Annotated in this window: 21 protein-coding genes; 6 read left to right on the top strand and 15 right to left on the bottom strand. The window is 70.9% G+C overall.

Annotated features, from left to right (window positions below; all coding sequences use genetic code 11):
* The first annotated feature begins 40 nt into the window (after nt 1-40).
* The gene (locus ACH4TL_RS42435) at nt 41-838 is read left to right on the top strand and encodes a thioesterase family protein (RefSeq protein WP_398329615.1); all 798 of its coding nucleotides are present in this window, start codon (nt 41-43) and stop codon (nt 836-838) included.
* On the opposite strand, the gene ACH4TL_RS42440 is transcribed toward ACH4TL_RS42435, so the two are convergent.
* From ACH4TL_RS42440 to ACH4TL_RS42470, 7 genes are all read right to left on the bottom strand, one after another.
* Nucleotides 804-1286, bottom strand: a complete 483-nt coding sequence (locus ACH4TL_RS42440) for a GNAT family N-acetyltransferase (RefSeq protein WP_398329612.1) — start codon at nt 1284-1286, stop codon at nt 804-806. The two genes, ACH4TL_RS42435 and ACH4TL_RS42440, sit on opposite strands and share 35 nt — an antisense overlap.
* A complete protein-coding gene (locus tag ACH4TL_RS42445) occupies nt 1280-2101 on the bottom strand; it encodes a class I SAM-dependent methyltransferase (RefSeq protein ID WP_398329609.1) in 822 nt (273 codons plus the stop codon). The genes ACH4TL_RS42440 and ACH4TL_RS42445 overlap by 7 nt, the downstream gene beginning before the upstream one ends.
* 65 nt (nt 2102-2166) lie before the next feature.
* Nucleotides 2167-3588, bottom strand: coding sequence for a sensor histidine kinase (locus tag ACH4TL_RS42450; protein WP_398329606.1), 1422 nt, complete (start codon nt 3586-3588; stop codon nt 2167-2169).
* Nucleotides 3585-4322 carry a response regulator transcription factor gene (locus ACH4TL_RS42455; protein ID WP_398329603.1) on the bottom strand — a complete coding sequence of 246 codons (738 nt, stop codon included), beginning with the start codon at nt 4320-4322 and terminating at the stop codon, nt 3585-3587. Before ACH4TL_RS42455 ends, ACH4TL_RS42450 begins: the two co-directional genes overlap by 4 nt.
* Before the next feature lie 76 nt (nt 4323-4398).
* On the bottom strand, nt 4399-4800 hold the full coding sequence (locus ACH4TL_RS42460) for a PepSY domain-containing protein (protein WP_398329600.1): 402 nt from the start codon (nt 4798-4800) through the stop codon (nt 4399-4401).
* Nucleotides 4801-4954: 154 nt separating this feature from the next.
* Nucleotides 4955-5146, bottom strand: a complete 192-nt coding sequence (locus tag ACH4TL_RS42465) for a DUF397 domain-containing protein (RefSeq protein WP_398329597.1) — start codon at nt 5144-5146, stop codon at nt 4955-4957.
* 11 nt (nt 5147-5157) lie between these two features.
* Nucleotides 5158-6048: a helix-turn-helix domain-containing protein gene (locus ACH4TL_RS42470; protein ID WP_398329594.1), complete on the bottom strand. Its 891-nt coding sequence runs from the start codon at nt 6046-6048 to the stop codon at nt 5158-5160.
* A 182-nt stretch (nt 6049-6230) separates the two neighbouring features.
* Here ACH4TL_RS42470 and ACH4TL_RS42475 point away from each other — a divergent pair, with 182 nt between their 5' ends.
* Together ACH4TL_RS42475 and ACH4TL_RS42480 are read left to right on the top strand one after the other, a co-directional pair.
* A complete protein-coding gene (locus ACH4TL_RS42475; protein WP_398329591.1) occupies nt 6231-6650 on the top strand; it encodes an ATP-binding protein in 420 nt (139 codons plus the stop codon).
* Complete coding sequence (locus ACH4TL_RS42480) at nt 6647-6880, top strand: hypothetical protein (protein WP_398329588.1); 234 nt, start codon at nt 6647-6649, stop codon at nt 6878-6880. Before ACH4TL_RS42475 ends, ACH4TL_RS42480 begins: the two co-directional genes overlap by 4 nt.
* Here ACH4TL_RS42480 and ACH4TL_RS42485 read toward each other — a convergent pair.
* Nucleotides 6855-9839 (bottom strand): NACHT domain-containing protein, encoded by a 2985-nt coding sequence (locus ACH4TL_RS42485; RefSeq protein ID WP_398329585.1) that lies wholly within the window; start codon nt 9837-9839, stop codon nt 6855-6857. The genes ACH4TL_RS42480 and ACH4TL_RS42485 overlap by 26 nt on opposite strands.
* A 328-nt stretch (nt 9840-10167) precedes the next feature.
* On the opposite strand from ACH4TL_RS42485, the gene ACH4TL_RS42490 reads away from it, so the two are divergent.
* Nucleotides 10168-10755 carry a M23 family metallopeptidase gene (locus tag ACH4TL_RS42490; protein WP_398329582.1) on the top strand — a complete coding sequence of 196 codons (588 nt, stop codon included), beginning with the start codon at nt 10168-10170 and terminating at the stop codon, nt 10753-10755.
* 30 nt (nt 10756-10785) lie between these two features.
* Here the strand turns inward: ACH4TL_RS42490 and ACH4TL_RS42495 are convergent, their stop codons facing one another.
* Nucleotides 10786-11373 carry a TetR/AcrR family transcriptional regulator gene (locus tag ACH4TL_RS42495; protein WP_398329579.1) on the bottom strand — a complete coding sequence of 196 codons (588 nt, stop codon included), beginning with the start codon at nt 11371-11373 and terminating at the stop codon, nt 10786-10788.
* 163 nt (nt 11374-11536) lie between these two features.
* Here ACH4TL_RS42495 and ACH4TL_RS42500 point away from each other — a divergent pair, with 163 nt between their 5' ends.
* Nucleotides 11537-13168, top strand: coding sequence for an MDR family MFS transporter (locus ACH4TL_RS42500; RefSeq protein WP_398329576.1), 1632 nt, complete (start codon nt 11537-11539; stop codon nt 13166-13168).
* Nucleotides 13169-13246: 78 nt separating this feature from the next.
* On the opposite strand, the gene cseC is transcribed toward ACH4TL_RS42500, so the two are convergent.
* The 5 genes from cseC to ACH4TL_RS42525 form a co-directional block, all read right to left on the bottom strand.
* Nucleotides 13247-14545 carry a two-component system sensor histidine kinase CseC gene (cseC, locus tag ACH4TL_RS42505; RefSeq protein WP_398329573.1) on the bottom strand — a complete coding sequence of 433 codons (1299 nt, stop codon included), beginning with the start codon at nt 14543-14545 and terminating at the stop codon, nt 13247-13249.
* A gap of 9 nt (nt 14546-14554) precedes the next feature.
* Entirely contained in the window at nt 14555-15265 is a 711-nt protein-coding gene (gene cseB / locus ACH4TL_RS42510) for a two-component system response regulator CseB (RefSeq protein WP_398329570.1), read from the bottom strand.
* A gap of 9 nt (nt 15266-15274) precedes the next feature.
* Nucleotides 15275-16009 (bottom strand): hypothetical protein, encoded by a 735-nt coding sequence (locus tag ACH4TL_RS42515; protein ID WP_398329567.1) that lies wholly within the window; start codon nt 16007-16009, stop codon nt 15275-15277.
* On the bottom strand, nt 15997-16614 hold the full coding sequence (locus ACH4TL_RS42520; RefSeq protein WP_398329564.1) for a SigE family RNA polymerase sigma factor: 618 nt from the start codon (nt 16612-16614) through the stop codon (nt 15997-15999). The genes ACH4TL_RS42515 and ACH4TL_RS42520 overlap by 13 nt, the downstream gene beginning before the upstream one ends.
* A gap of 242 nt (nt 16615-16856) precedes the next feature.
* A complete protein-coding gene (locus tag ACH4TL_RS42525; RefSeq protein WP_398329561.1) occupies nt 16857-17777 on the bottom strand; it encodes an A/G-specific adenine glycosylase in 921 nt (306 codons plus the stop codon).
* Nucleotides 17778-18016: 239 nt separating this feature from the next.
* Between ACH4TL_RS42525 and ACH4TL_RS42530 the strand changes: the two genes are divergently transcribed.
* Nucleotides 18017-18883 (top strand): hypothetical protein, encoded by an 867-nt coding sequence (locus ACH4TL_RS42530; protein ID WP_398329558.1) that lies wholly within the window; start codon nt 18017-18019, stop codon nt 18881-18883.
* Between the two features lie 55 nt (nt 18884-18938).
* On the opposite strand, the gene disA is transcribed toward ACH4TL_RS42530, so the two are convergent.
* On the bottom strand, nt 18939-19997 hold the full coding sequence (disA, locus tag ACH4TL_RS42535; protein ID WP_398329555.1) for a DNA integrity scanning diadenylate cyclase DisA: 1059 nt from the start codon (nt 19995-19997) through the stop codon (nt 18939-18941).
* Nucleotides 19998-20133: the final 136 nt, after the last annotated feature.

Below are 20133 nucleotides of genomic sequence, written 5' to 3' on the forward strand. Positions count from 1 at the left end.
CTATGTTTGTATCCGTCAACGACCGCCGAGGAGGAACCCGTTGGACAGCTACTTCGAGCGCACCGACGAACACCGCTACAAGCCCACCGGCCACGTCGGCGGCGCCTGGGCCACCGACGAACAGCACTTCAGCCCGCTCGGCGGCCTGATCGTCCACGCCATGGACCGCCACGTGGCCGAGCACCGTCCGGACGCCTCCGGCATGGTCCTGAGCCGCGTCAGCTTCGACATCCTCGGGCGGCTCGCCATGGACGAGTGCGAGATCCGGGTGGAGACCGTGCGGCCCGGCCGCACCATCGAACTCCTCGAAGCCACCGTGCGCATAGCGGACCGTACGGTGGTCCGGGCCCGCGCCTGGCTGCTGGCCGCCCTGGACACCGCCGCCGTCGCGGGCGGCGGCGCCGACCGCCTCACCCCGCCCGACGCGCTCGCCCCCTGGGCCCTGTCCAGCGTCTGGCCCGGCGGCTACGTCGCCTCCCTGGACGTCCGCCCGCTCGCCCCGCCGCAACCGGGCCGCGCAACCATGTGGATGTCCACCGGGCTGGACCTCGTCGCCGGGGAGGCGGCGGGCCCGCTGGCGTCCTTCGTCGCGCTGGTTGACACCGCCAACGGCATCGCCGTGCGCCAGTCGCCCGCCGAGTGGATGTTCCCCAACGTCGATCTGACCCTGCACTTCCACCGGCAGCCCGAAGGCCGCTGGACCGGACTGGACACCTCCGTCGCCTTCGGCCCCACCGGCCAGGGCATCACCAGCACCGTCCTGCACGACCTGGGCGGCCCCGTGGGCCACGCCCAGCAGATCCTCACGGTCCGCCCGCAGCCCGGTGAAGCGCCTTGACCATCACCTGCTCCCCGGTCCCGCCGTCGCGCCCCAGATCCACGAACCCGTTGCGCCGGTAGAGGGCGATGGCGGCCTCGTTGCCCGGGATCACCGAGAGCTTGAGCGTCGTACCGCCCGTACGGCGCGCCCAGCCCTCGACCGCGGCGATCAGCCGGTCCCCGACCCCGTGGCCACGCGCCGCGGGGCCGACCCACACCGACTGAAGTCTCCGGACGCCGTCCTCGGCGGGCACCCCGCCCGCCACGCCGACGGCCCGGCCCTCCCGGACGGCGACGACGTGAAACGCGCCCGGCATCTCCAGCCGGGCCCGCCACCGCTCCTCACCGCCCCGGTGCCAGTCCGCGAGCGTGGACCTGAACGCGTGCGGCGCGTCGGTCAACGCGGCGAGCCGCACCTCCCGCCACAGCGGCCAGTCGTCCGCCGTGAGCACCCGCAGCCTCACCACTTGGTCGCGCCGAGCGAGTACATCAGCGGCAGGCGGGGATGCCCTTGGGGGAAGCGGAAGGTGGGGCGCTCGGCGGGCCCGGTCCGCTCCAGGACCGGATACCGCTGGAAGAGCGTGGTGTCGTGCTCGTGCAGAAACTCGATCCGAAGCCCGGCCCGGGCCAGGGCCGTCACCACGGCCCCCAGCGGATGCTGCCACTGCACGGAGACGGTGCGGGTGAGCGGCGGCCCGTCGGTGTACGTGTGCGGCTCGTCCCATGTCGTGCCCCGGTCGTCGAAGTAGTCCACCTCGACGCTCTGCCCGTCGTCCCCCAGCACCTCGGTGAACGGATGGAACTCCGCGAGGTACAGCACCCCGCCGTCGTTCAGCAGCCCGGCTACGACGCGCGCCCAGCGCGGAAGATCGGGCAGCCAGCACAGCGCGCCGAGCCCGGTGTACACGATGTCGAACCGCTCACCGCCGAGCGCCTCCGCCGCGTCGTACACGTCCGCGGTGACGAACCGCGCCCGGTCCTCGCCGAGCCCCAGGTCCGCGGCCAGCTCGCGCGCCGTCCGTACGGCGGCCTCGGAGAAGTCCAGCCCGGTGACGTGTGCCGCCCCGCGGCGCGCCCAGGACAGCGTGTCCTGCCCCATGTGGCACTGAAGATGCACGAGCCGCTTGCCGCCGACGTCCCCGAGCTCGTCCAGCTCGAACCCGCGCAGCGTGCAGGCGCCCGCGCGGAACCCCGGCAGATCGTAGAAGTCGCTGCCGGCGTGCACCCGCACCCGGTCGTCCCAGTTGGCGCGGTTGTGCCGCAGCCAGTCGTCGTTCGTCATGGCCGGGACGCTAGTGGCTGCCGCTCCCGGCCCTCATCCGGATTTTCCGCGCCCGGGGACCTGCGTCAGACCCGGGCCCGGGCCCTTCTTCCCGGCGTCGGGGCGCGACGGCCGGAGGGGCGGGTGTCCTGGTCGGCGGGGCGCAGCCGGACCCGGGCGTCCAGGCCGCCGCCCGGGGCGGCGTCGAGGGTGATCCGGCCGCCGGAGGCGTGGACCAGGTGGCGGACGATCGGCAGGCCGAGACCGGTGCCGTCGTGGTGGGAGTCGGAGGCGCGCCAGAAGCGGTCGAAGGCGCGTTCCCGGTCGCCCGGCGGCATGCCGGGGCCCTGGTCGATGACGTGGAGTTCGGCGCCCGGTGCCCGGGTGAGCGTGATGGTCGTACCGGGCGGGGAGACGCGCAGCGCGTTGGCGATCAGGTTGTCGACGATCTGCTCCAGGGCCCCGGGGATCGCCCAGACCCGACCGGTCACCGGTCCGGTGACGGCCACGGCGACGTGTTGTTCGCAGGCGAGCGATTCCCACATGGCGGCCCGGTCGGCGAGGACGGCGTCCAGGTCGACCGGCTCGGGTGTGGTGGCGGTGTTCTCCAGGCGGGCGAGGGCGAGCAGTCCGTGCACCATGCGGCTGAGCCGTTCGACTTCCTCGATGGTCTCGTCGAGGCTGGTGCGGGCGCGTGGGTCGAGGTAGGGCTCGAAGTTCTCCAGCCGGAGCCGCAACGAGGCCAACGGGGTCTTGAGCTGGTGGGATGCCTCGGAGGCGAAACCGTGCTGGGCCCGCAGCAGATGCTGGAGCCGGGTGGCGGTGTGGTTGAACGAGGTGGCCAGGCGGCGCAGTTCGGGCGGACCGGTGGCGGCGTCGGGCGGGTGGTCCAGGTGCCCGTCGGCGAGCTGGGTGGTGGCCCGCTCCAGGGTGCGCAGGGGCCGGGTGATCCAGCGGGCCAGGGTGAACGCCACCAGGGCCACGGCGGCCAGGATGCCCAGTCCGCCGAGGGCGAGAGCGAGCCAGATGCGGTGCTCCCGGTCGGTGACCATCGTCATCGGGTACGTCACCCGCAGCGCGCCGCGAACGGTCGTCCCCGAGGAACCCGGCATGGTCACCGCCAGGACGTCACCGCCGCGTGCGTCCGTGCGGGTGGCGGTGGTGGCCTTGTTGCGCAGGGCGGCGGCGATGTCGGCCTGCCCGGACAAATCCGCTCCGATGGCCATGGCCCCCGCGGAGTCGGTGAGCAGGCGGCCGGTGCGGTCGACGACCACGACGCGGGCGCCGGTGTCGTCGGCGTACTCCCGCGCCAGTCCGGGCAGGGCCTCCGGGCTGCGCTTCTCGATGTTCTCCTCGGCGACTTCGGCCAGCATCGACGCGTCGCGTTCCACCCCCTGGGAGAAGCGGGACTCCTCCCCGCGGGCGTAGAAGTAGCCGAGCGGGATCTCCAGTCCCGCCAGTACCAGCAGGGTCAGCGCCAGGTAACTCAGCAGCAGGCGGCGGGTCATGACGCGGCCCTGGGCGGCGAGCCGTCATCGGGCTGCCCGGCGGGGACGGTGAGCCGGAAGCCGACCCCGCGCGCGGTGGTGATCCAGGCGGGATCGCCGAGCTTGCGGCGCAGGGCGGCGACATGCGCGTCCAGCGTTTTGGTGGGGCCGAAGAAGTGCGGGTCCCAGACCGTGTCCATGATCTGCTGCCGGGAGAGCACCGCGCCGGGGTCCTCGGCGAGATAGGCGAGCAGGTCGAACTCCCTTGGGGACAGGGCCATATCATCTCCGTCGAGGCGGACTTCCCGGGTGCGCCGGTCGATCTCCAGCGCCCCCAGCCGCTGCGGACCGGCTCCCGATGCCCCGGCGGGCGCGGGGGCGTCCGCCAGCGCCAGATGACCGGCGGTGCGGCGGGTCACGGCCCGGATACGGGCGACCAGTTCCCGTACGCCGAACGGCTTGGCGACGTAGTCGTCCGCCCCGAGCTCCAGCCCGACGATCCGGTCGGCCTCCTCACCCCGCGCAGTGATCATGATGATCGGGATCGCGGACCGGGCACGCAGCTGGCGGCAGACGTCCAGCCCGTCAATGTCGGGCAGTCCGAGATCGAGCAGCACCAGATCCGGCCCCTCGACGGCCCTCGCGAGCCCGGCGGCACCGGTGCGGGCCCGGCCGACGGTGAACCCGTAGCGTGCGAGCCCTTCGGTGATCGGACCGGCCAGCCGGTCGTCGTCCTCGATCAGTAGCAGCCGCATGGCGAAAGGCTCGCACAGCTGCCCAGCCGCGGTCGCGGTGTTCATCACAACCCGCCAGGTCGCGGGCTGCGGGGCGTCAGCCGCCGTTCTCCTTCTCCTCGGTGCCTTCCTTCTTGGTGTCGGTGACGGTGTAGCTCTTGTCGAGGTAGACCTCGACCGTCGTGCCGTCCGACTTCTTGACCTCCACCGCGTACATGCCCGGCTTCTCGACGTCCTGCTCGGACTTCAGGACGGTCCCGGGGAACTTGGCCAGCGCCGCCGCCTCCGCCTTCTTCTTCACCTCACCGGTCAGCGGCGGCTCCTTCTTCTCCCCGGCTTCCTCCCCGGCTTCCCCTCCGCCGGCGCCCTGAGCCGAGGCTTGGGAGTCCGCGGCCTTCGAGCCACCACCGGAGTCGGAACCACCGCCGCAGGCCACCAGGGTGAACATCAGGACGGCAGCGGGAGCGGCGACCAGGGCACGACGGGGCAATGCACGCATCAGGCGTCTCCAGAACAGTCGAATACGGGGTCCGGGAGCCGGACTCCCGGGGACGCACACGACCCTAGAAACACGTCATCCAAGGCAAGGCCCACAAACGACAGCACCCGTCCAGCAAACGGCCAATGTTTCGCCACGACGGCGAAACCGCTGGTCACCGCCGGTCGAGGTGACCCGCCTTGGCGGCCCGTATGAAGGCGCGGAGGGTGGTTGGGCTGGTGTGGATCACGGCGTCGGGTTCGTCGCTCTCGCGCATGCGTATGCCGTCGGCGGCGGTGGCCAGTTCCACGCAGTTTTGGTGGACGTCCGTGCTGTAGGAGGACTTGCGCCACTTGGGGTCAGACATGACCACGCTTCCTAGTAATGGCTGTAGAGGATGTGTTGGATCAGGCCGAGCGAGTCCCGCACGTCATGGCTGAGCGCGGAAGAACCACCGTCCACTGGCGGAAGGGCTACGGAACCGAGCCGGTCGAAGTGCTGCCGGTACTGGGTGACCGAGTCCGGGTCATGGAGGAACATGGACTGGCTGGCGTGGTCCATCTGGATGGTTTCCAGAATCCCGCCGTGCGAAGCGATCAGGTTGAAGGGTGTGTTCACCATGGGAACGCCGTCCGCTGTGAAGGGCAGGACCTGAATCGTCACATGCGGCAGTTCCGCCAGTTCCACGAGTCGCAGCAACTGCTTGCGCGTCACGGCCGAGCCGCCGAACCGCATGTGCAACGCAGCCTCGTGGATCACGGCATGGACAGTTGGCGGCTCTTCGCCAGTGAGCATGGCATGGCGACGCAGTCGAAACTCGACTGCCCGGTCGATGTCGACGGGGTTCGTCACCACGTCGCTGCCCCGGAAGATGGCGCGGATGTAGTCCTCCGACTGAAAGACGCCGGGGATGAACAGCGACTCGTAGGAACGCAGGCTGGTGGCCCGGGACTCAAGCTCCGCCAAGTCGAGTGCTGCGGCGGGCATGTGCTTCTTGTAGTCGCTCCACCAGCCCTTGCCCTTGGTCTCCGCGAGGCTGACGAGCGCTTCGATTATGGGTGAACTCGTGCACCCATACGATGCGCAAAGCTGCCGGAGTCGATCGGTCGGGATCGCCGTGCGACCGCCCTCGACGTGGGTCAGGTGCACCCGACCCATGTCGATGAGCGCTCCGGCCTCGTGCAACGTCAACCCTGCTTGCTCGCGCAATCTTCGAAGCTCGGCGCCCAGGCGGCGCTGTCGTTCGGTGGGGCTGGTTCGCAGTGCCAACGGGGTCTCTCCTCAGGGTGTGGGGCACAGTCTGCCGTTGGGGGGTGGGTCGGTCCACTCGTTCTCGCGAAAAGGTTGAACTTGTCATCCCAAAACTCTACCGTATGTGTGGCGGCAGTCACACAGCGGAGCTGAAGAGTGTCGCGCAATCCCCATTTCACGGAACGCCACGGAGGCGTCTCATGGGCGTACACGCCGAACTCCCGCTCCACTACACCCTCACCGCCCCCGCCCTCCCGACCGCCCCGCGACTGTGTCGCGACTTCGTACGCGCCGTCCTCGCCGCCTCCGGCCTGGGCCAACTCGCCGACACGGCGGCCATGTGCACGTCGGAGTTAGTCACCAACGTCTACCGGCACGGGAAGGGCGACGTACGGCTTGCCGCCACCATTGAGCGCACCTGGGTACGGGTCACGGTTCACGATGACGGCCCCGCCCTGCCCGCGCCCCGCCGCGCGGCCAGCGATGACACCAACGGGCGCGGGCTGTTCCTGGTCACGGCCCTGTCGGACGTCGTCGGCCTGACCGTGGACGAGCCGACCGAGGGCACGGGCAAGGCCGTCTGGTTCGAGCTGAACGTCCCGCCCGAGAGCGCCGCATGAGCCCCGCCCCCGCTGAGCGGGTCGCCGAATTCCTCTGCGACGAACTCGCCGAACACGGCGTGCGGCTGCCGGAGATACGGGCCGATCTCGCCGACCCGCAGCAGCCGCAACTTGTGATCGGCGCCGTCCCCCTCGGCACCGGCTTCGCGCTGCTGCGCCTGCTCACGGACTACCAGCGCCTACTGAAGGCCGAGCGCTCCCGGGTCAGGGGCCGAACGCCGTCACGGTGACGCCCGGAAGTGCTTGCAGGTCCAGGACGTCCGCGTTGATGACGGTGACACTATGCAGGTCGGGGAGGTCAGCGAGTGGGGACAGGTCGACGGACTGGCCGGCGAGCTGGGTGAACGCGACATTCAAATTGCGGAGCCGAGGGTTTGCGCTGGCGAGCCAGGTGGTGTCCAGCGTGTCTCCCACGACAAACAGATCCAGCGAGGTGAGCCGAGGGGGGAAGAGGATCGGGATCGGCAGTGGAGAGGGCTGGCTGATGGTTACCTTCAGCCGGTCCAGTGCCGTCAGCTTGTCCAGGCCCTCAGGGAAGGCCGCCGAGTCGTCACCAAGTCCGAGCGGTTCGTAGAACAGGGTGCGGAGGGCGAGTCGGGAGAGGGGGGTCAGGTCACGGGCTTTGGGGCATCGGGTCAGATACAGGGTTTCGAGGTTCGTCAGGTGGCTGATGGCGCCGAGGTCGGCGACGGCGTCGTTTCCCTCCAAGCGCAGCCGGGTGGCCTTGTCGCCATGGAGGCGGCCCTTGAGTTCGCTCTCGCTGAAGTCACCGCGCAGGATCAGGTATGGACGTGGGCCGGTGTCCTGGAGCAGGCGCAGGTGCTCCATGGACTCGGCCACGAAGTACAGGTCCTCCCGGTCGAGGCGCAGAATCACCTCGGTGAAGTAGCGCTCGGTGTCGAACTGCGCCCAGCTGGAGGCGAGCTGTGAGCGCACGGCGCGGTCCGGATGGGCAGCGAATTGGGACAGGTAGGGGATGGCAGCGTCCGTGCCGATGTGCGAGGCGGTGGAGACACAGCATTGCGCCTGGTCGTCCGTGAGACCGTCCGGTGGCGGCAGGAGCTCCAGGACGAGAGGGCCCACCGCGGCGAGTTCCCAGGCGCGCAGGACGTTCGGCGGTGGGATGAAGCGCATGGCGTGCCGGGTGACCTCTTCGCGTATCGCCGGATCCAGATCCGGCGCGTGCTCAAGGCAGGCCATGGCCAGCAGGAACAGACGAAGCGACGACTCCGTATCACGTTTCGCCAGCTCCAGCAGCTTGCCCAGCAACTCGGCCCGCTCACGCGGCCGTCCGTGGGCCACGGCCATGCGGATGACGTCTTCCCACTGGGAGTCGTGGGCGTTCCTGACGAGCAGGCCCACGTCCCACACCTCGACCGCCGCCTTCGCGCCCAGGTAGTCCTGGAAGGTGCGGTGGACGAACTCCACGGTGCCCACTGACGGCTCTCGCAGCAGCCCGCTGCGCAGCAGGAGATGGCGCAGGATGGCCGACGCGTCGCCGAGCGGCTGCGCCGCCGGGACGGACGGCAGGGCCTCGGCGATGATGGCCTCGGCCCGGTCGCGGTCGAGTTCGGCCTCGCCGTTGCGGATCAGGTAGTACGCCAGCCGCTGGAGGAGCTGGATCTGCGGTTCCTCGTCCAGCTGGACGTCGCCGGGGGCGTAGACGTGGCGTTCGGTGTCGCGGCGGGTGAGGAGCATGGACAGGGCCGCGTCGTACAGGGCCTTGCGGCCGGGTGGGAGGTAGCCGCGGCGGGCGCGGTGGAGGGCGCAGATGAGGCCGCACATCAGGGGGTTGGTGGCGAGGCGGCTGAGGTCCTGCTTGGTGCGGACGGCCGTGTGGAGGGCCGTCCGGTACGCGTCGAGGGGCGCGCGCTCGTCGTCCGTGCGGCAGGTCCGGCGCGCCGCGTCGTGCCAGCGGTCGATGAACGCGGCCATGTCGTCGCGGCTCATCGGGGACAGCGTGAACTCGCTGAAGTGCTGGGCGGCCAGCCAGCCGTCGGCGACGGCGGAGGGGCGGGAGGTGACGAGCCACAGGTTGCCGGGGTAGGCGAGGAGCAGGTCGGCCAGCCAGGCGCGGGTGCGCTCGCGGTCGCGTTCGGGGATCTCGTCGATGCCGTCGACCAGCAGCAGTCCGCGCCCGGCGGTCAGGACGCGGTCGGCCCAGCCGTCCGGCTGGGCGCCGTCCAGGGGGCAGTGGACGGCGCCGAGGAAGCGGGCGGGGGAGGGCAGGGCGTCCTGGCGGGCGATGGTGCGCAGGGGGAGGACGAAGGGCACGCGCCCGATCAACTGCTCAAGACCGCGCGGCGGTTCCTGCTGGGCGGCGGAGACGGCGAGCCACTGGACGAGGGTGGTCTTGCCGGAGCCCGCGACCCCGCGCAGCAGGACGCGCTCGTGGCCGGAGAGGGCCCGGTCGGCGGGGAGGGTGGCGAGCGGGGTGCCGCTTTCGAGGCCGAGGGGAGAAGCGTCCTGGGAGACGGCCTCCAGGCTGAGGTACGCGGCGTCCAGCGGCCAGGTGGCCTCGGCGTGGCTGAGGTCGATGCCGACGATGGTCAGCGTGCCGTGCTTCCTGACCGTGAAGTCGGCGTACCGGCGCTCGAACGCGGCGTCCTGCGCGGACTGCGACGGCAGCCGCTCGATCAGGATGTCGATCTTGGTGATGAGTTCGGTGAGCTGACCGCTCTGCTCGACCAGGGTGCGGGAGACGAAGGTCGAGCGCTGGGTGAAGAAGTGCAGGATGTGCAGGCAGGCGGTGTCCAGGAGGCGCCGGTAGAGGACGGTTCCGGCCTGGCTGAGGAACAGCTTGTTGCCCTGGGCGAGGGCGGTGTCGATGAGTCGGCGGGCGAGGGCCTGGTGGCCGAGCCCGACCGCCTGGACGTCGTCCATGTCGAGGTCGCCCAGGGCGTGGAGGGCCGTCGCCAGGTGGAGGGCGACCAACTCGTCCTCGTCGGCGGGGCAGGGCCGCTCGCCCGGACCGGCGTGCTGGGTGGCGTGGGCCACGAGTTCGGCGGCCAGCCTGTGGAGGTCGTTCAGCTCCAGCGTGCTCTTCTCACCGCGGAAGGAGACGAGGGACGAGATGCGGACCGGCTGGTCCACCAGCCCGGCGCCCGGCCCCTCCCGCACGAACAGTTTCTTGATGAGCGGTGCGACGGCGCTGGACGCGAGGCGCGCGCCGATGACTGCGGGATCCACGTCCCATTCCCCCCGGTAGTGGTGGCTCCTGGCCGGACAGCATAGCGGCGGCGTGGGGACTTTGGTCCCGAAACGGACACCCGAAAGTCCCTGCGAAACGGGGGCGGGGTGATATGCGGCACAGGGTTTCCCTCATCTACTACGGGAATTAGGAACCCTGCGGATAGTGGGCGTCCGGGCAGGTCAGGCGGCGCGGAATTCCGTACGGAAAAGGGTGCCGGGGCGACAAGAACTACGCATCCGCTTAGTAGAACCGCATCTTGGCCATATCGCGCGAACGGGATAACAAGGGGCGTCGACTTCACGCATTCCCCGGAGGTATCCCCCTATGGCCCCGCGCGCCACGACCCGTCGTTATCCGCATTCGTATTCCTCCCTCGCGCGGGCCCGCGCCGCCGTGATCGCCGTGGGTGTGGGCGCCTCGCTCGTGCTCGGCGCCGGGGTGACGTTCGCCGCGGACGCGAGCGCCCCGGCGAAGGCCGCCGCCAAGAAGGCCGACGGGTGGGAGACCCCGGTCGCCAAGTTCGTCCTGGGCGCCCGCTTCGGGCTCGCGGGCAACCTGTGGTCGCACAACCACAGCGGCCAGGACTTCGTGGTGCCCACCGGCACCCCGGTGCGTGCCGCGCACACCGGGGTCGTCGTCAAGGCGGGCCCGTACGGTGGCGGCGACGGTCCGGCGTACGGCAACGCCATCGTGATCAAGCACGACGACCAGACGTACTCGCAGTACGCGCACCTCTCCCGGATCGACGTACGCATAGGCCAGAGCGTGACCACCGGCCAGCAGATCGGGCTGTCCGGCGACACCGGCAACACCACCGGTCCGCACCTGCACTTCGAGATCCGCACGACGCCGAACTACGGCTCGGCCGTGGAGCCGCTGGCCTTCCTGCGCGCCCACGGCGTGAAGGTCTGACCAAGGGTCTGACCTCACGGCCCTACGGGCCTACCGGTCGCCCAGGCGCCCCGCTGGCGCGTGCGCCTGGGTCAGAAGATCGAGGGCGACTTCGAGGACTGCTTGCCGCTTCTCCTCGGGGTCGCCCTCGATCGTCTGCATCGCGAAGAGGCTCGCGTGGACGCTGAAGAGCGCGGTCGTGCAGCGGACCTGGTCGGTCAGTCCGGCGTCGGGGTCGCGGATGAGGGCGGACATCGCGATCATCCGGTCCTTGAAGGTCTGGCCGATGCTCAGCTCGCGCACCGTCGCCTGGTTCTCCTGCATGAAGCGCAGCAGCGGTTCGACTCCGGTGAGGGCCTCGCTGTAGCGGCGCACCAGCTCCTGCTTGGTCTCCAGGGTGCGGGGCTGCCGCTCGCCCCAGGCGATCAGCTCGTCGAGGGGCCTGCTCAGGTCCTGGAAGAGGCTGAGGACGATGTCTTCCTTGGTCTTGAAGTGGTAGTAGAGCGCGGCCTTGGTGACGTCGAGCTGTTCGGCGATCTCGCGGAGCGAGGTCTTCTCGTATCCCTGCTTGGCGAAGAGGTCCAGAGCGACGTCCTGGATGCGCTGACGGGTGTCGCCCCGGCGCGATGTGCTGCTCAAGATGCTCTCCTGTGGGGGTGGGGCCAGCCCTCTGAGCAGGCCGAACATAACTTACTTGACGCCCGGCTAGTTGGCGCCTTACCGTTCCACTGTACTCAACTAGCCGGGCGGCAAGTAAGTGGCAGGTCGCCGGAGCTCGTCGTAACCAGGGGGAATGGAGATCATGTCCCAGAAGCAATCACGAGGTGAAGCGTCATCCGCTTCCCTGCCCGCACAGGGCACCGCCCGGCCCGCGCCGGGCAAGCAGGGCAAGGAGCCGAAGACGCGCAGCACCAGCGTGGTGATCCTGGCGCTCATGATCGCGATGCTGCTCGCGATGCTCGACAACATGATCGTCGGCACCGCGATGCCGACCATCGTCGGCGAGCTCGGCGGGCTCGACCACCTGTCCTGGGTGGTGACCGCGTACACCCTGGCGACCGCCGCCTCGACCCCCATCTGGGGCAAGCTCGGCGACATGTACGGCCGCAAGGGCGTCTTCCTCACCTCGATCGGCATCTTCCTCGTCGGCTCGGCCCTGTCCGGCATGGCGCAGACGATGGGCCAGCTGATCGGCTTCCGGGCCCTCCAGGGCCTGGGCGCGGGCGGTCTGATGGTCGGCGTGATGGCGATCATCGGCGATCTGGTGCCGCCGCGCGAGCGCGGCCGGTACCAGGGCATCATGGCCGGGGTCATGGCCATCGCCATGATCGGTGGCCCGCTCGTCGGCGGCACCCTCACCGACCACCTCGGCTGGCGCTGGATCTTCTACATCAACATCCCGCTCGGCGCGATCGCCCTGTTCGCGATCAGCGCGGTGCTGCACCTGCCGAAGAAGCGCTTCGAGGGACGGATCGACTACACCGGCGCTGCCCTGCTGACCGTGGGCATCACCGCGCTCGTGCTGCTCACCACCTGGGGCGGCAACGAGTACGCCTGGGACTCGGTCGAGATCATCGGGCTCGGGGTGCTCGGTGTCGTGGCGCTCGCCGCGTTCCTGTTCGTCGAGAAGCGGGTCGCCGAACCCGTCCTGCCGCTGCACATCTTCCGGATCGGCAACTTCTCGCTGGTCACCGTCATCGGCTTCCTCACCGGTTTCGTGATGTTCGGCTCGATGACCTTCCTGCCGCTCTTCCAGCAGACCGTGCAGGGCGCCAGCGCCACCAACTCCGGACTGCTGCTGCTCCCGATGCTGCTCGGCATGATGGTCGTCTCGCTGGTCGCGGGCCGGGTCACCACCCAGACCGGCAAGTACAAGATCTTCCCGATCCTGGGCGGCGTCCTGATCACCACGGGCATGTTCCTGCTGGCGCAGATGGACACCGAGACCACCCGCCTCACCTCCGGCATCTACATGACGGTGCTCGGCGCGGGCATGGGCTTCCTGATGCAGACGACCATGCTGATCGCGCAGAACAGCGTCGAGATGAAGGACATGGGCGTCGGCAGCTCCTCCGCGACCCTCTTCCGCACCCTGGGCGGCTCCTTCGGCGTCGCGATCCTCGGCGCCCTGTTCACCAACCAGGTGGGCAAGACCATGGCCGAGCGCGGCGGCGCCAAGGCCGCGGCCGCGACCTCCGGCAGCGCCCAGCTCGACCCGGAGAGCATCAAGCACCTGCCCCCGCCCATCAAGGACGCCTACATGCACGCCGTGGCCAGCGGCGCCCACCAGGTGTTCCTGTGGGGCGCGGTGATCAGCATCGTGGGCTTCCTCGCGGCCTGGTTCATCAAGGAGGTCCCGCTGCGGACCGCCCCCTCCAAGGCCACCGACGGTGAGGCCCCGGCCGATGCGACGCCGGTCGCCGAGCCCGTCTGACCCGCAACGGAACCACAGCGAGCCGCCCGCCCCTGCCGAGGGGCGGGCGGCTCGCGTCATGTCTCCAGCCAGGGGCGGTCAGTCCGGCACCTCGATGACGGGGAAGCTGCCGGTGTTGGTGGGCGCCGACTCCGGCAGCCAGAGCACCGCCACCGCGCCGTCCCCGTCCTCGGCCGCCGGGTCCGTGTTACGGAACGTCAGCCGCGCGCCCAGCACCCTGGCCTGGCCCGCGGCGATGGTCAGGCCCAGCCCGTGGCCCTTGCCCGCCCGGTCCTTGCTGCCGGTACGGAACCGGCTCGGCCCGTCCTTCAGCAGCGCCTCCGGGAAGCCAGGACCGTGGTCGCGGACCCGCAGCACCCGGCCCTCCACGGTGACCTCGAACGGCGGCTTGCCGTGCCGGGCCGCGTTGGCCAGCAGATTGCCCAGGATGCGCTCCAGCCGCCGCGGATCGGTGGAGACGTAGGCGTCCCGGGCCACCGTGACCACGGCGTCCGGGGACACCACGCGCACCCGGCGGGTGATGAACTCGGCCAGCTCTATCTCCTGGAGTTCGGCGCGCTCGGCGAAGCCGTCCAGCCGGGCCACCTCCAGTACGTCCTCCACCAGCGTGCGCATCGCCTGCGCCCGGTCCCGCACCAGCTCGGTGGGGCGGCCAGGGGGCAGCAGCTCGGCGGCGGTGAGCAGCCCGGTGACGGGGGTGCGCAGCTCGTGCGCGATGTCGGCGGTGACCCGGCGCTCCGCCTCCAGCCGCTCCTGGAGCGCCTCAGCCATGCCGTCGACGGCGCGCGCCAGGTCGTCGGTCTCGTCGCGCACCCGGCCGCCGATGGCGTCCCGTACCCGCACCTCGGAGTCGCCCTCGGCGAGCTTGCGGGCCGCGGTGGCGGCCTTGCGCAGCCGTCGCGAGAGCTGGTCGCCGATGAGCACGCCGAGCGCGATGCCGCCCAGCACCACGGAGACCGAGCCGAGGATCAGCACCCGGTCGAGGTCGTCCAGGACGGCGAAGCGGTCCTGGAAGCGGGTGTGGACGGAGAGCACCTTGCCGTCGCGCAGCGGCACCGACGCCCACACCTCGGGGCTGCCGGTGCCGGAGTCCTCCAGATAGGTGGCGCGCTGCCCGCGCGCCGCGAACTTCCGCAGGTCCTCGGGCAGCCGCGGGTCGTCCAGCTTGGCGCCGAAGCCCAGCACCCGGGACTCCTCGTACCACTTCTGGGCGACCTTGACCCGCTCGTCCATCACGGTGCGGCTGTTGTCGAGCATCGAGACCCGGGCCGCGTTGTGGACGACGAGGCTCAGCGCGACCGCGACCAGCGCGCTCACCGCGGCGATCGCCAGGCTGACCTTCCAGCGCAGTCCGGAGCGGAGCGCGAGTCCCACCATGGTCCTGCTTCAGCCCCTGAGCTTGTAGCCGAAGCCGCGGACCGTCTCGATGCGGTCCTGGCCTATCTTTCCGCGCAGCCGCTGGACGTGGACGTCCACCACCCGGGTGTCCCCGCCCCAGCCGTACTCCCACACCCGCTCCAGCAGCCGGTCGCGGGAGAGCACGGTGCCGGGCGCGGTCGAGAACTCCAGCAGCAGCCGCATCTCGGTCGGCGTCAGCGCGACCTGCTCACCGCCCTTGCGGACCTCCATGCCCTCCGGGTCGACCTCCAGGTCGCCGAAGCGCAGTACCCCGCCCTCGGGCTCCTCGGGTCCCGGCTGCTCGCCGCCGCGGCCGCCGGGGCCGCTGGCGTGGCCGAAGCGGCGCAGCACGGCCCGGATGCGGGCGACCAGCACGGCGCCGTCGAAGGGCTTGGTGACGTAGTCGTCGGCCCCGGCCTCCAGGCCCAGCACCACGTCGATCGAGTCGGCGCGGGCCGACAGCATGATCACGGGCACGGTGGACTCGTCACGGATCCGGCGGCACAGGCTGACCCCGTCCAGGCCCGGCACCATCACATCCAGCAGCGCGATGTCGGGCCGGTCGGCGCGGAACCGCTCAAGTCCGGTCAGCCCGTCGGGCGCGGCGGTCACCAGGAAGCCGTCGCGCTCCAGGGCGAGCTGGGTGGCCTCGCGGATGACGTCGTCGTCCTCGACGAAGAGCACATGGGTTTCGGCCACAGCGTCGGTTCAGCCTTCCGTTCCGTCGTCCTCGCCGCCGTTCGTCGCGGAGGCGCTGGGAGCGGGCTCGTCCGTGGGGCTGCTCTTGCTGTAGTCGGTGTGCTTGTGCCGGATCACGGTGAACGCCTGCCTGCTCGCAGCCCAACGGTAGGTGATGACGTCCTCGCGCGAGGGACAGCAGACGGTGTCCCCCGAGGCGTACGTGAGCTTGGTGACGCTCAGATCACCCTTGACCACGTCGGCGTAGACCGGCGGCTGCTCGTCGCTGAAGACGTTCTCGTACCCCTGCCCCACCTTGCGGTACACATACGAGCCGATGCCGAAGCCGTCGTCGCAGGTCGTGACGTTGATAACGAGATCGGACGCGGTGGGTCCGGTCAGCTTCCCCCGGGCCACCTCCACCGGGTAGCCCTTGACCGGCTTCGCCTTGGTGGCCTTCGCCGTGCACGGCTGGAGGTGCGCCTTCAGATCCCGGCCGACCTTCGGGTCGTCCTTGATCAGCCGCACCGCGTCGGCCTTCTGCACGGCGGGCGGCTTGCTCGTCCCGCTGCTGCCCGCGTACGAGCCCTGGTCCTGGGCCGGTGAGGAGGTCCACTGGGTGCGCGCCGGGCCCTCCGTACGGACGCCCTGGCTGCCGGATCCGCATCCGGCCAGCATCCAGCCCCCGGCGGCCGCGAGGCCCACGACCGCGCCGCCGGTGATGATGGCATTCCTGCCGGGAGTGGCCTTGATCAGGCCGCGCACCGTTCCTGCCCCCGCTCCTGGCGGTCACGCCGGACCTTGTTCCCCGCCCGGAGCGGCTTCGCGGCGGCGGGCTCGCCCGCCGGCTCGCGGCCGAGCGCGCGGGCGTCCAGCTCGCGGCTCTCCAGCTCCTGCCGCAGCCGCGCGAGCGCCCGGTGCAGCGTGCTCTTGACCGTGCCGGTCGACATACCGAGCGCCTCCGCCGTCTCCTCCGTCGTCATCTGCTCCCAGTGTCGCAGCACCACGACACTGCGCTGCTTGGGAGCCAGCACTCCGAGGATGTCCATCAGCAGGGCCCGGTCGGCGTGCTGCTCGGTGCCGTCCTCGACGCTGGCCTCCGGCAGCTGCTCGGTGGGCACCTCGTCCAGCTTGCGGGCCCGCCACCACTCGGTCCGGGTGTTGATCATGACGCGGCGGAGATACGCGTCGGCGAGGGACTTGTCGGCTATCCCGTCCCAGCGGCCGTAGGTGCGCACGAGCGCGGTCTGGAGGAGGTCCTGCGCCTCGATCGGGTCCGGAACCAGGCGGCGGGCGCTGCGCAGCAGCGCGTCCTGCCGGTTGCGCACGTACTCCTCGAAGTCCAGAACCTTGCCGCTGCTGCCGGTCATCGTGCAGCCCTCCATCCCGCGTCTTCCCCACGTTGGATCCCGGCCGCTCGGCCGGAACGAGAAGGACGCTACGGAGGCGCTGTTGCGGCGCCATGTTCGTCAGCACCTCGGGATGCGCACAGCTGTCCATAGGTTGTGTAACAGTGGAACCCGGTTCGACGGTGTGTCAGAACCGGGTCCTCGAAGTGTCACAGCTCTGTCACAGGATGCCTGGTGAGGCCGTGAATTCGGTCAGTCCGACATCACGTCAGGGGCAGCCGGTAGAGGCCGCCGGCGAGCGGTTCGACGAGACCGTCGGAGACCAGCCCGTCGAGTGCCCTGGCCCGCTGCACCGGCTCGTTCCACACCTGGTCCAGCGTCGCCTGCGGCACCGGCGCGACCGCCTCCCGCAGCACCGCCAGCAGCTTGCCGCGCACCTGACGGTCCGTCCCCGCGTACGTCTGGGCGCGCCGCGGCGGGCCGTCGTGCTCCGGCGAACCGGCCCCGCGCCAGGCGCAGGACGCCGCGATGGGGCAGCGGGCGCAGTCGGGGGTGCGGGCCGTGCAGACCAGCGCGCCCAGCTCCATCGTGGCCGCCGCCCAGCTCGCCGCCGTCCGCTCGTCGTCCGGCAGCAGGGCGCGGGCGAGCTTGCGCTCGGCGGCGGTCGTGGCGTTCGGCGGGTACTGGACGCCGCCGATCGCCCGCGCGAACACCCGGCGGACGTTGGTGTCCAGCACCGGATGGCGCTGTCCGTACGCGAACGAGGCCACGGCCGCCGCCGTGTACTCGCCGACCCCCGGCAGCGCGAGGAGCTGCGCGTGCTCCTTCGGTACGTCACCGCCGTGCCGCTCCCTTATGGCCGCCGCGGCGCCGTGCAGCCGCAGCGCGCGGCGCGGATAGCCGAGCCGCCCCCAGGCGCGGACCGCCTCGCCGGGCGGTTCGGCGGCCAGGTCGGCGGGGCGCGGCCAGCGGGCGAGCCACTGCTCGTACACCGGCAGCACCCGGTTCACCGGCGTCTGCTGGAGCATGAACTCGCTGACCATCACGCCCCACGCACCGGCCTCCGGGCGGCGCCAGGGGAGGTCGCGGGCGTGGGCGTCGAACCAGTCGATGACGGGCCGGTGGAGCTCGGCACCGTCGGGGGTCGGGATAGCGGCGGCCGGGGCGGCGGAAATGGCAGTCATCACATCCGATCCTGACACGGTGGAACGCCGGATGGGGGCCGAGGGCGCGGGCGTTCGGGTCGAGCCGTGTCAAATACGTTCAAATCGGCGTAATTCTGCCCCGGTCGCGCGGCGGGTGGCCGGGGACCGCCCGGCCCGCTGTCGCCCAGCTGGCCGATCCGGTCGGATGATGAGAAAAGTAGTGAGTCCAGCGGCGGTTATTGGCGGGTGTCGGGGGCGATCTCCCATAGAGTTTCCGCGTGGGATCTCTGCGCAATCCGATCGGGCCGCTTCCCTCCTCCATCTACTGGCGGCGGAGGGCTGTTGCGCTGGCCCTGCTCGCCGTCATCGCGCTGCTCGTCATCTGGGCCTTCGGCTGGGGTGGTTCGGGCGGCGGCGGAAGCGACGAGGGCAAGGGGCCGGGCGGCGGCGGACCCGCCCGTACGATCACCCCCGGACCGACCTCCTCCGGGCCGGTGAACAGCGAACGGCCGGGCGGGCGCGACGAGTCGGACACCGGCGGCACCGGCGACGGCCCGGGCTCGGGTTCCGGCTCCGGCTCCGATGACTCCGGCGGTGACGGCGGTACGGGCACCGGGTCCGGCGGCGCGGCGGGCGACGGTGGTACGGGCGGCACCGGGGCCACCGGCGGCACCGGCGACGGACTCGGCGAGGGCGACGGCCGGGGGCTGCCGGTCGGGTCGAGCCTGGCGGAGTGCAAGCGCGGCGACGTCGAGCTGAGGGTGCGCAGCGTCAAGGACGCGAAGGTGAAGAACACGTACGAGCCGGATGAGAAGCCGACGTTCGAAATCACCGTGAAGAACTCCTCGAACAGCTCCTGCGCGGTGGACTTCGGCCGGGACGCCGCCTCACTCACCATCACGGACGCGGACAACCAGCACGTCTGGGCGTCGGACGACTGCCCCAAGGGCACCGCCACCGCCCTGATCGAGGTGCCCGCCTCCGGCGAGACCAAGCGCACCGTGGAATGGGACCGCGAGCGCAGCGCCGCCCACTGCGCGACGCCGAAGGGCGGCAAGACCGCCGCCGCGGGCACCTATCTGGTCGAGGCGGAGCTGGACGGCCTGGGTACGGACAAGGTCTCCATCGTCCTCGCCAAGGATTGAGCACAGAAGAGGGGGCCGGAACCGCCGACGCGGTTCCGGCCCCCTCAGCCGTGTCCTATACGTACCGCTCGAGGATCGACGACTCCGCCAGCCGGGACAGGCCCTCGCGGACCGAACGCGCCCGGGCCTCGCCCACGCCGTCGACCATCTGGAGATCGTCCACGCTCGCGGCCAGCAGCTTCTGGAGCCCGCCGAAGTGCTCCACCAGCCGCTCGATGATCGCCCCCGGCAGCCTCGGCACCTTGGCCAGCAGCCGGAAGCCGCGCGGGGAGACCGCCGAGTCCAGCGTCTCGGGGGAGCCCGAATACCCCAGGGCGCGGGCCACGATGGGAAGTTCGAGCAGCTCGGTGTGGGTGAGCCGGTCCAGCTCGGCGAGCGCGTCGGCGACGGTGCGGGTGCGCTTGGCGGTCGGCTCGGGCACGTAGTCCCGTACGACCAGCTCCCGCTCCGGCTCGACGCCCGCGATCAGCTCGTCCAGCTGGAGCGACAGCAGCCGTCCGTCCGTGCCCAGCTCCACCACGTACTCGGCGATCTCGGTCGCGATGCGGCGCACCATCTCCAGCCGCTGCGCGACCGCGCTGACGTCCCGGACGGTGACCAGGTCCTCGATCTCCAGCGCGGAGAGCGTGCCCGCGACCTCGTCCAGCCGCAGCTTGTAGCGCTCCAGGGTGGCCAGCGCCTGGTTGGCGCGGGACAGGATGGCCGCCGAGTCCTCCAGGACCCGCCGCAGCCCGTCCACGTACAGCGCGATCAGCCGCATGGACTGGCTGACGGACACGACCGGGAACCCGGTCTGGATGGAGACGCGCTGCGCGGTGCGGTGCCGGGTGCCGGTCTCCTCGGTGGCGATCGCCGCGTCAGGGACGAGCTGCACCCCCGCCCGCACGATCTTGGTGATGTCCTTGTCGAGTACCAGCGCCCCGTCCAGCTTGCACAGCTCGCGCAGCCGGGTGGCGGTGAACTCGACGTCGATGACGAAGCCGCCGGTACACAGCGACTCCACGGTCTTGTCGGTGCCGAGCACGATGAGCCCGCCCGTGTTTCCACGGAGAATGCGCTCAAGGCCGTCGCGCAGCGCCGTGCCCGGCGCGACGGCGCTCAGAGTGGCACGCATCAGACTGTCGGCTTTGCCGGGATTCGATGCCCGGTCGCCTGCTGCCACTGCACTCCTCCGTCACAAGGTCTGAATCGGTGCCGCGAGTCGCCCCTCCGCGCCCCTGTACGAGGCCACGTACGGGCGAGACCAGGGC

Origin of the sequence: Streptomyces sp. NPDC021115, assembly GCF_044333065.1 — a bacterium.
Lineage (GTDB): Bacteria > Actinomycetota > Actinomycetes > Streptomycetales > Streptomycetaceae > Streptomyces.

Coding starts and splice junctions, on each gene's coding strand:
- disA (WP_398329555.1), bottom strand. CDS start 19,997: ATGCGTGCCACTCTGAGCGCCGTCGCGCCGGGCACGGCGCTGCGCGAC.
- ACH4TL_RS42465 (WP_398329597.1), bottom strand. CDS start 5,146: ATGTCTGACCCCAAGTGGCGCAAGTCCTCCTACAGCACGGACGTCCAC.
- ACH4TL_RS42490 (WP_398329582.1), top strand. CDS start 10,168: ATGGCCCCGCGCGCCACGACCCGTCGTTATCCGCATTCGTATTCCTCC.
- ACH4TL_RS42520 (WP_398329564.1), bottom strand. CDS start 16,614: ATGACCGGCAGCAGCGGCAAGGTTCTGGACTTCGAGGAGTACGTGCGC.
- ACH4TL_RS42475 (WP_398329591.1), top strand. CDS start 6,231: ATGGGCGTACACGCCGAACTCCCGCTCCACTACACCCTCACCGCCCCC.
- cseC (WP_398329573.1), bottom strand. CDS start 14,545: ATGGTGGGACTCGCGCTCCGCTCCGGACTGCGCTGGAAGGTCAGCCTG.
- ACH4TL_RS42500 (WP_398329576.1), top strand. CDS start 11,537: ATGTCCCAGAAGCAATCACGAGGTGAAGCGTCATCCGCTTCCCTGCCC.
- ACH4TL_RS42445 (WP_398329609.1), bottom strand. CDS start 2,101: ATGACGAACGACGACTGGCTGCGGCACAACCGCGCCAACTGGGACGAC.
- ACH4TL_RS42525 (WP_398329561.1), bottom strand. CDS start 17,777: ATGACTGCCATTTCCGCCGCCCCGGCCGCCGCTATCCCGACCCCCGAC.
- ACH4TL_RS42450 (WP_398329606.1), bottom strand. CDS start 3,588: ATGACCCGCCGCCTGCTGCTGAGTTACCTGGCGCTGACCCTGCTGGTA.
- ACH4TL_RS42460 (WP_398329600.1), bottom strand. CDS start 4,800: ATGCGTGCATTGCCCCGTCGTGCCCTGGTCGCCGCTCCCGCTGCCGTC.
- ACH4TL_RS42480 (WP_398329588.1), top strand. CDS start 6,647: ATGAGCCCCGCCCCCGCTGAGCGGGTCGCCGAATTCCTCTGCGACGAA.
- ACH4TL_RS42455 (WP_398329603.1), bottom strand. CDS start 4,322: ATGCGGCTGCTACTGATCGAGGACGACGACCGGCTGGCCGGTCCGATC.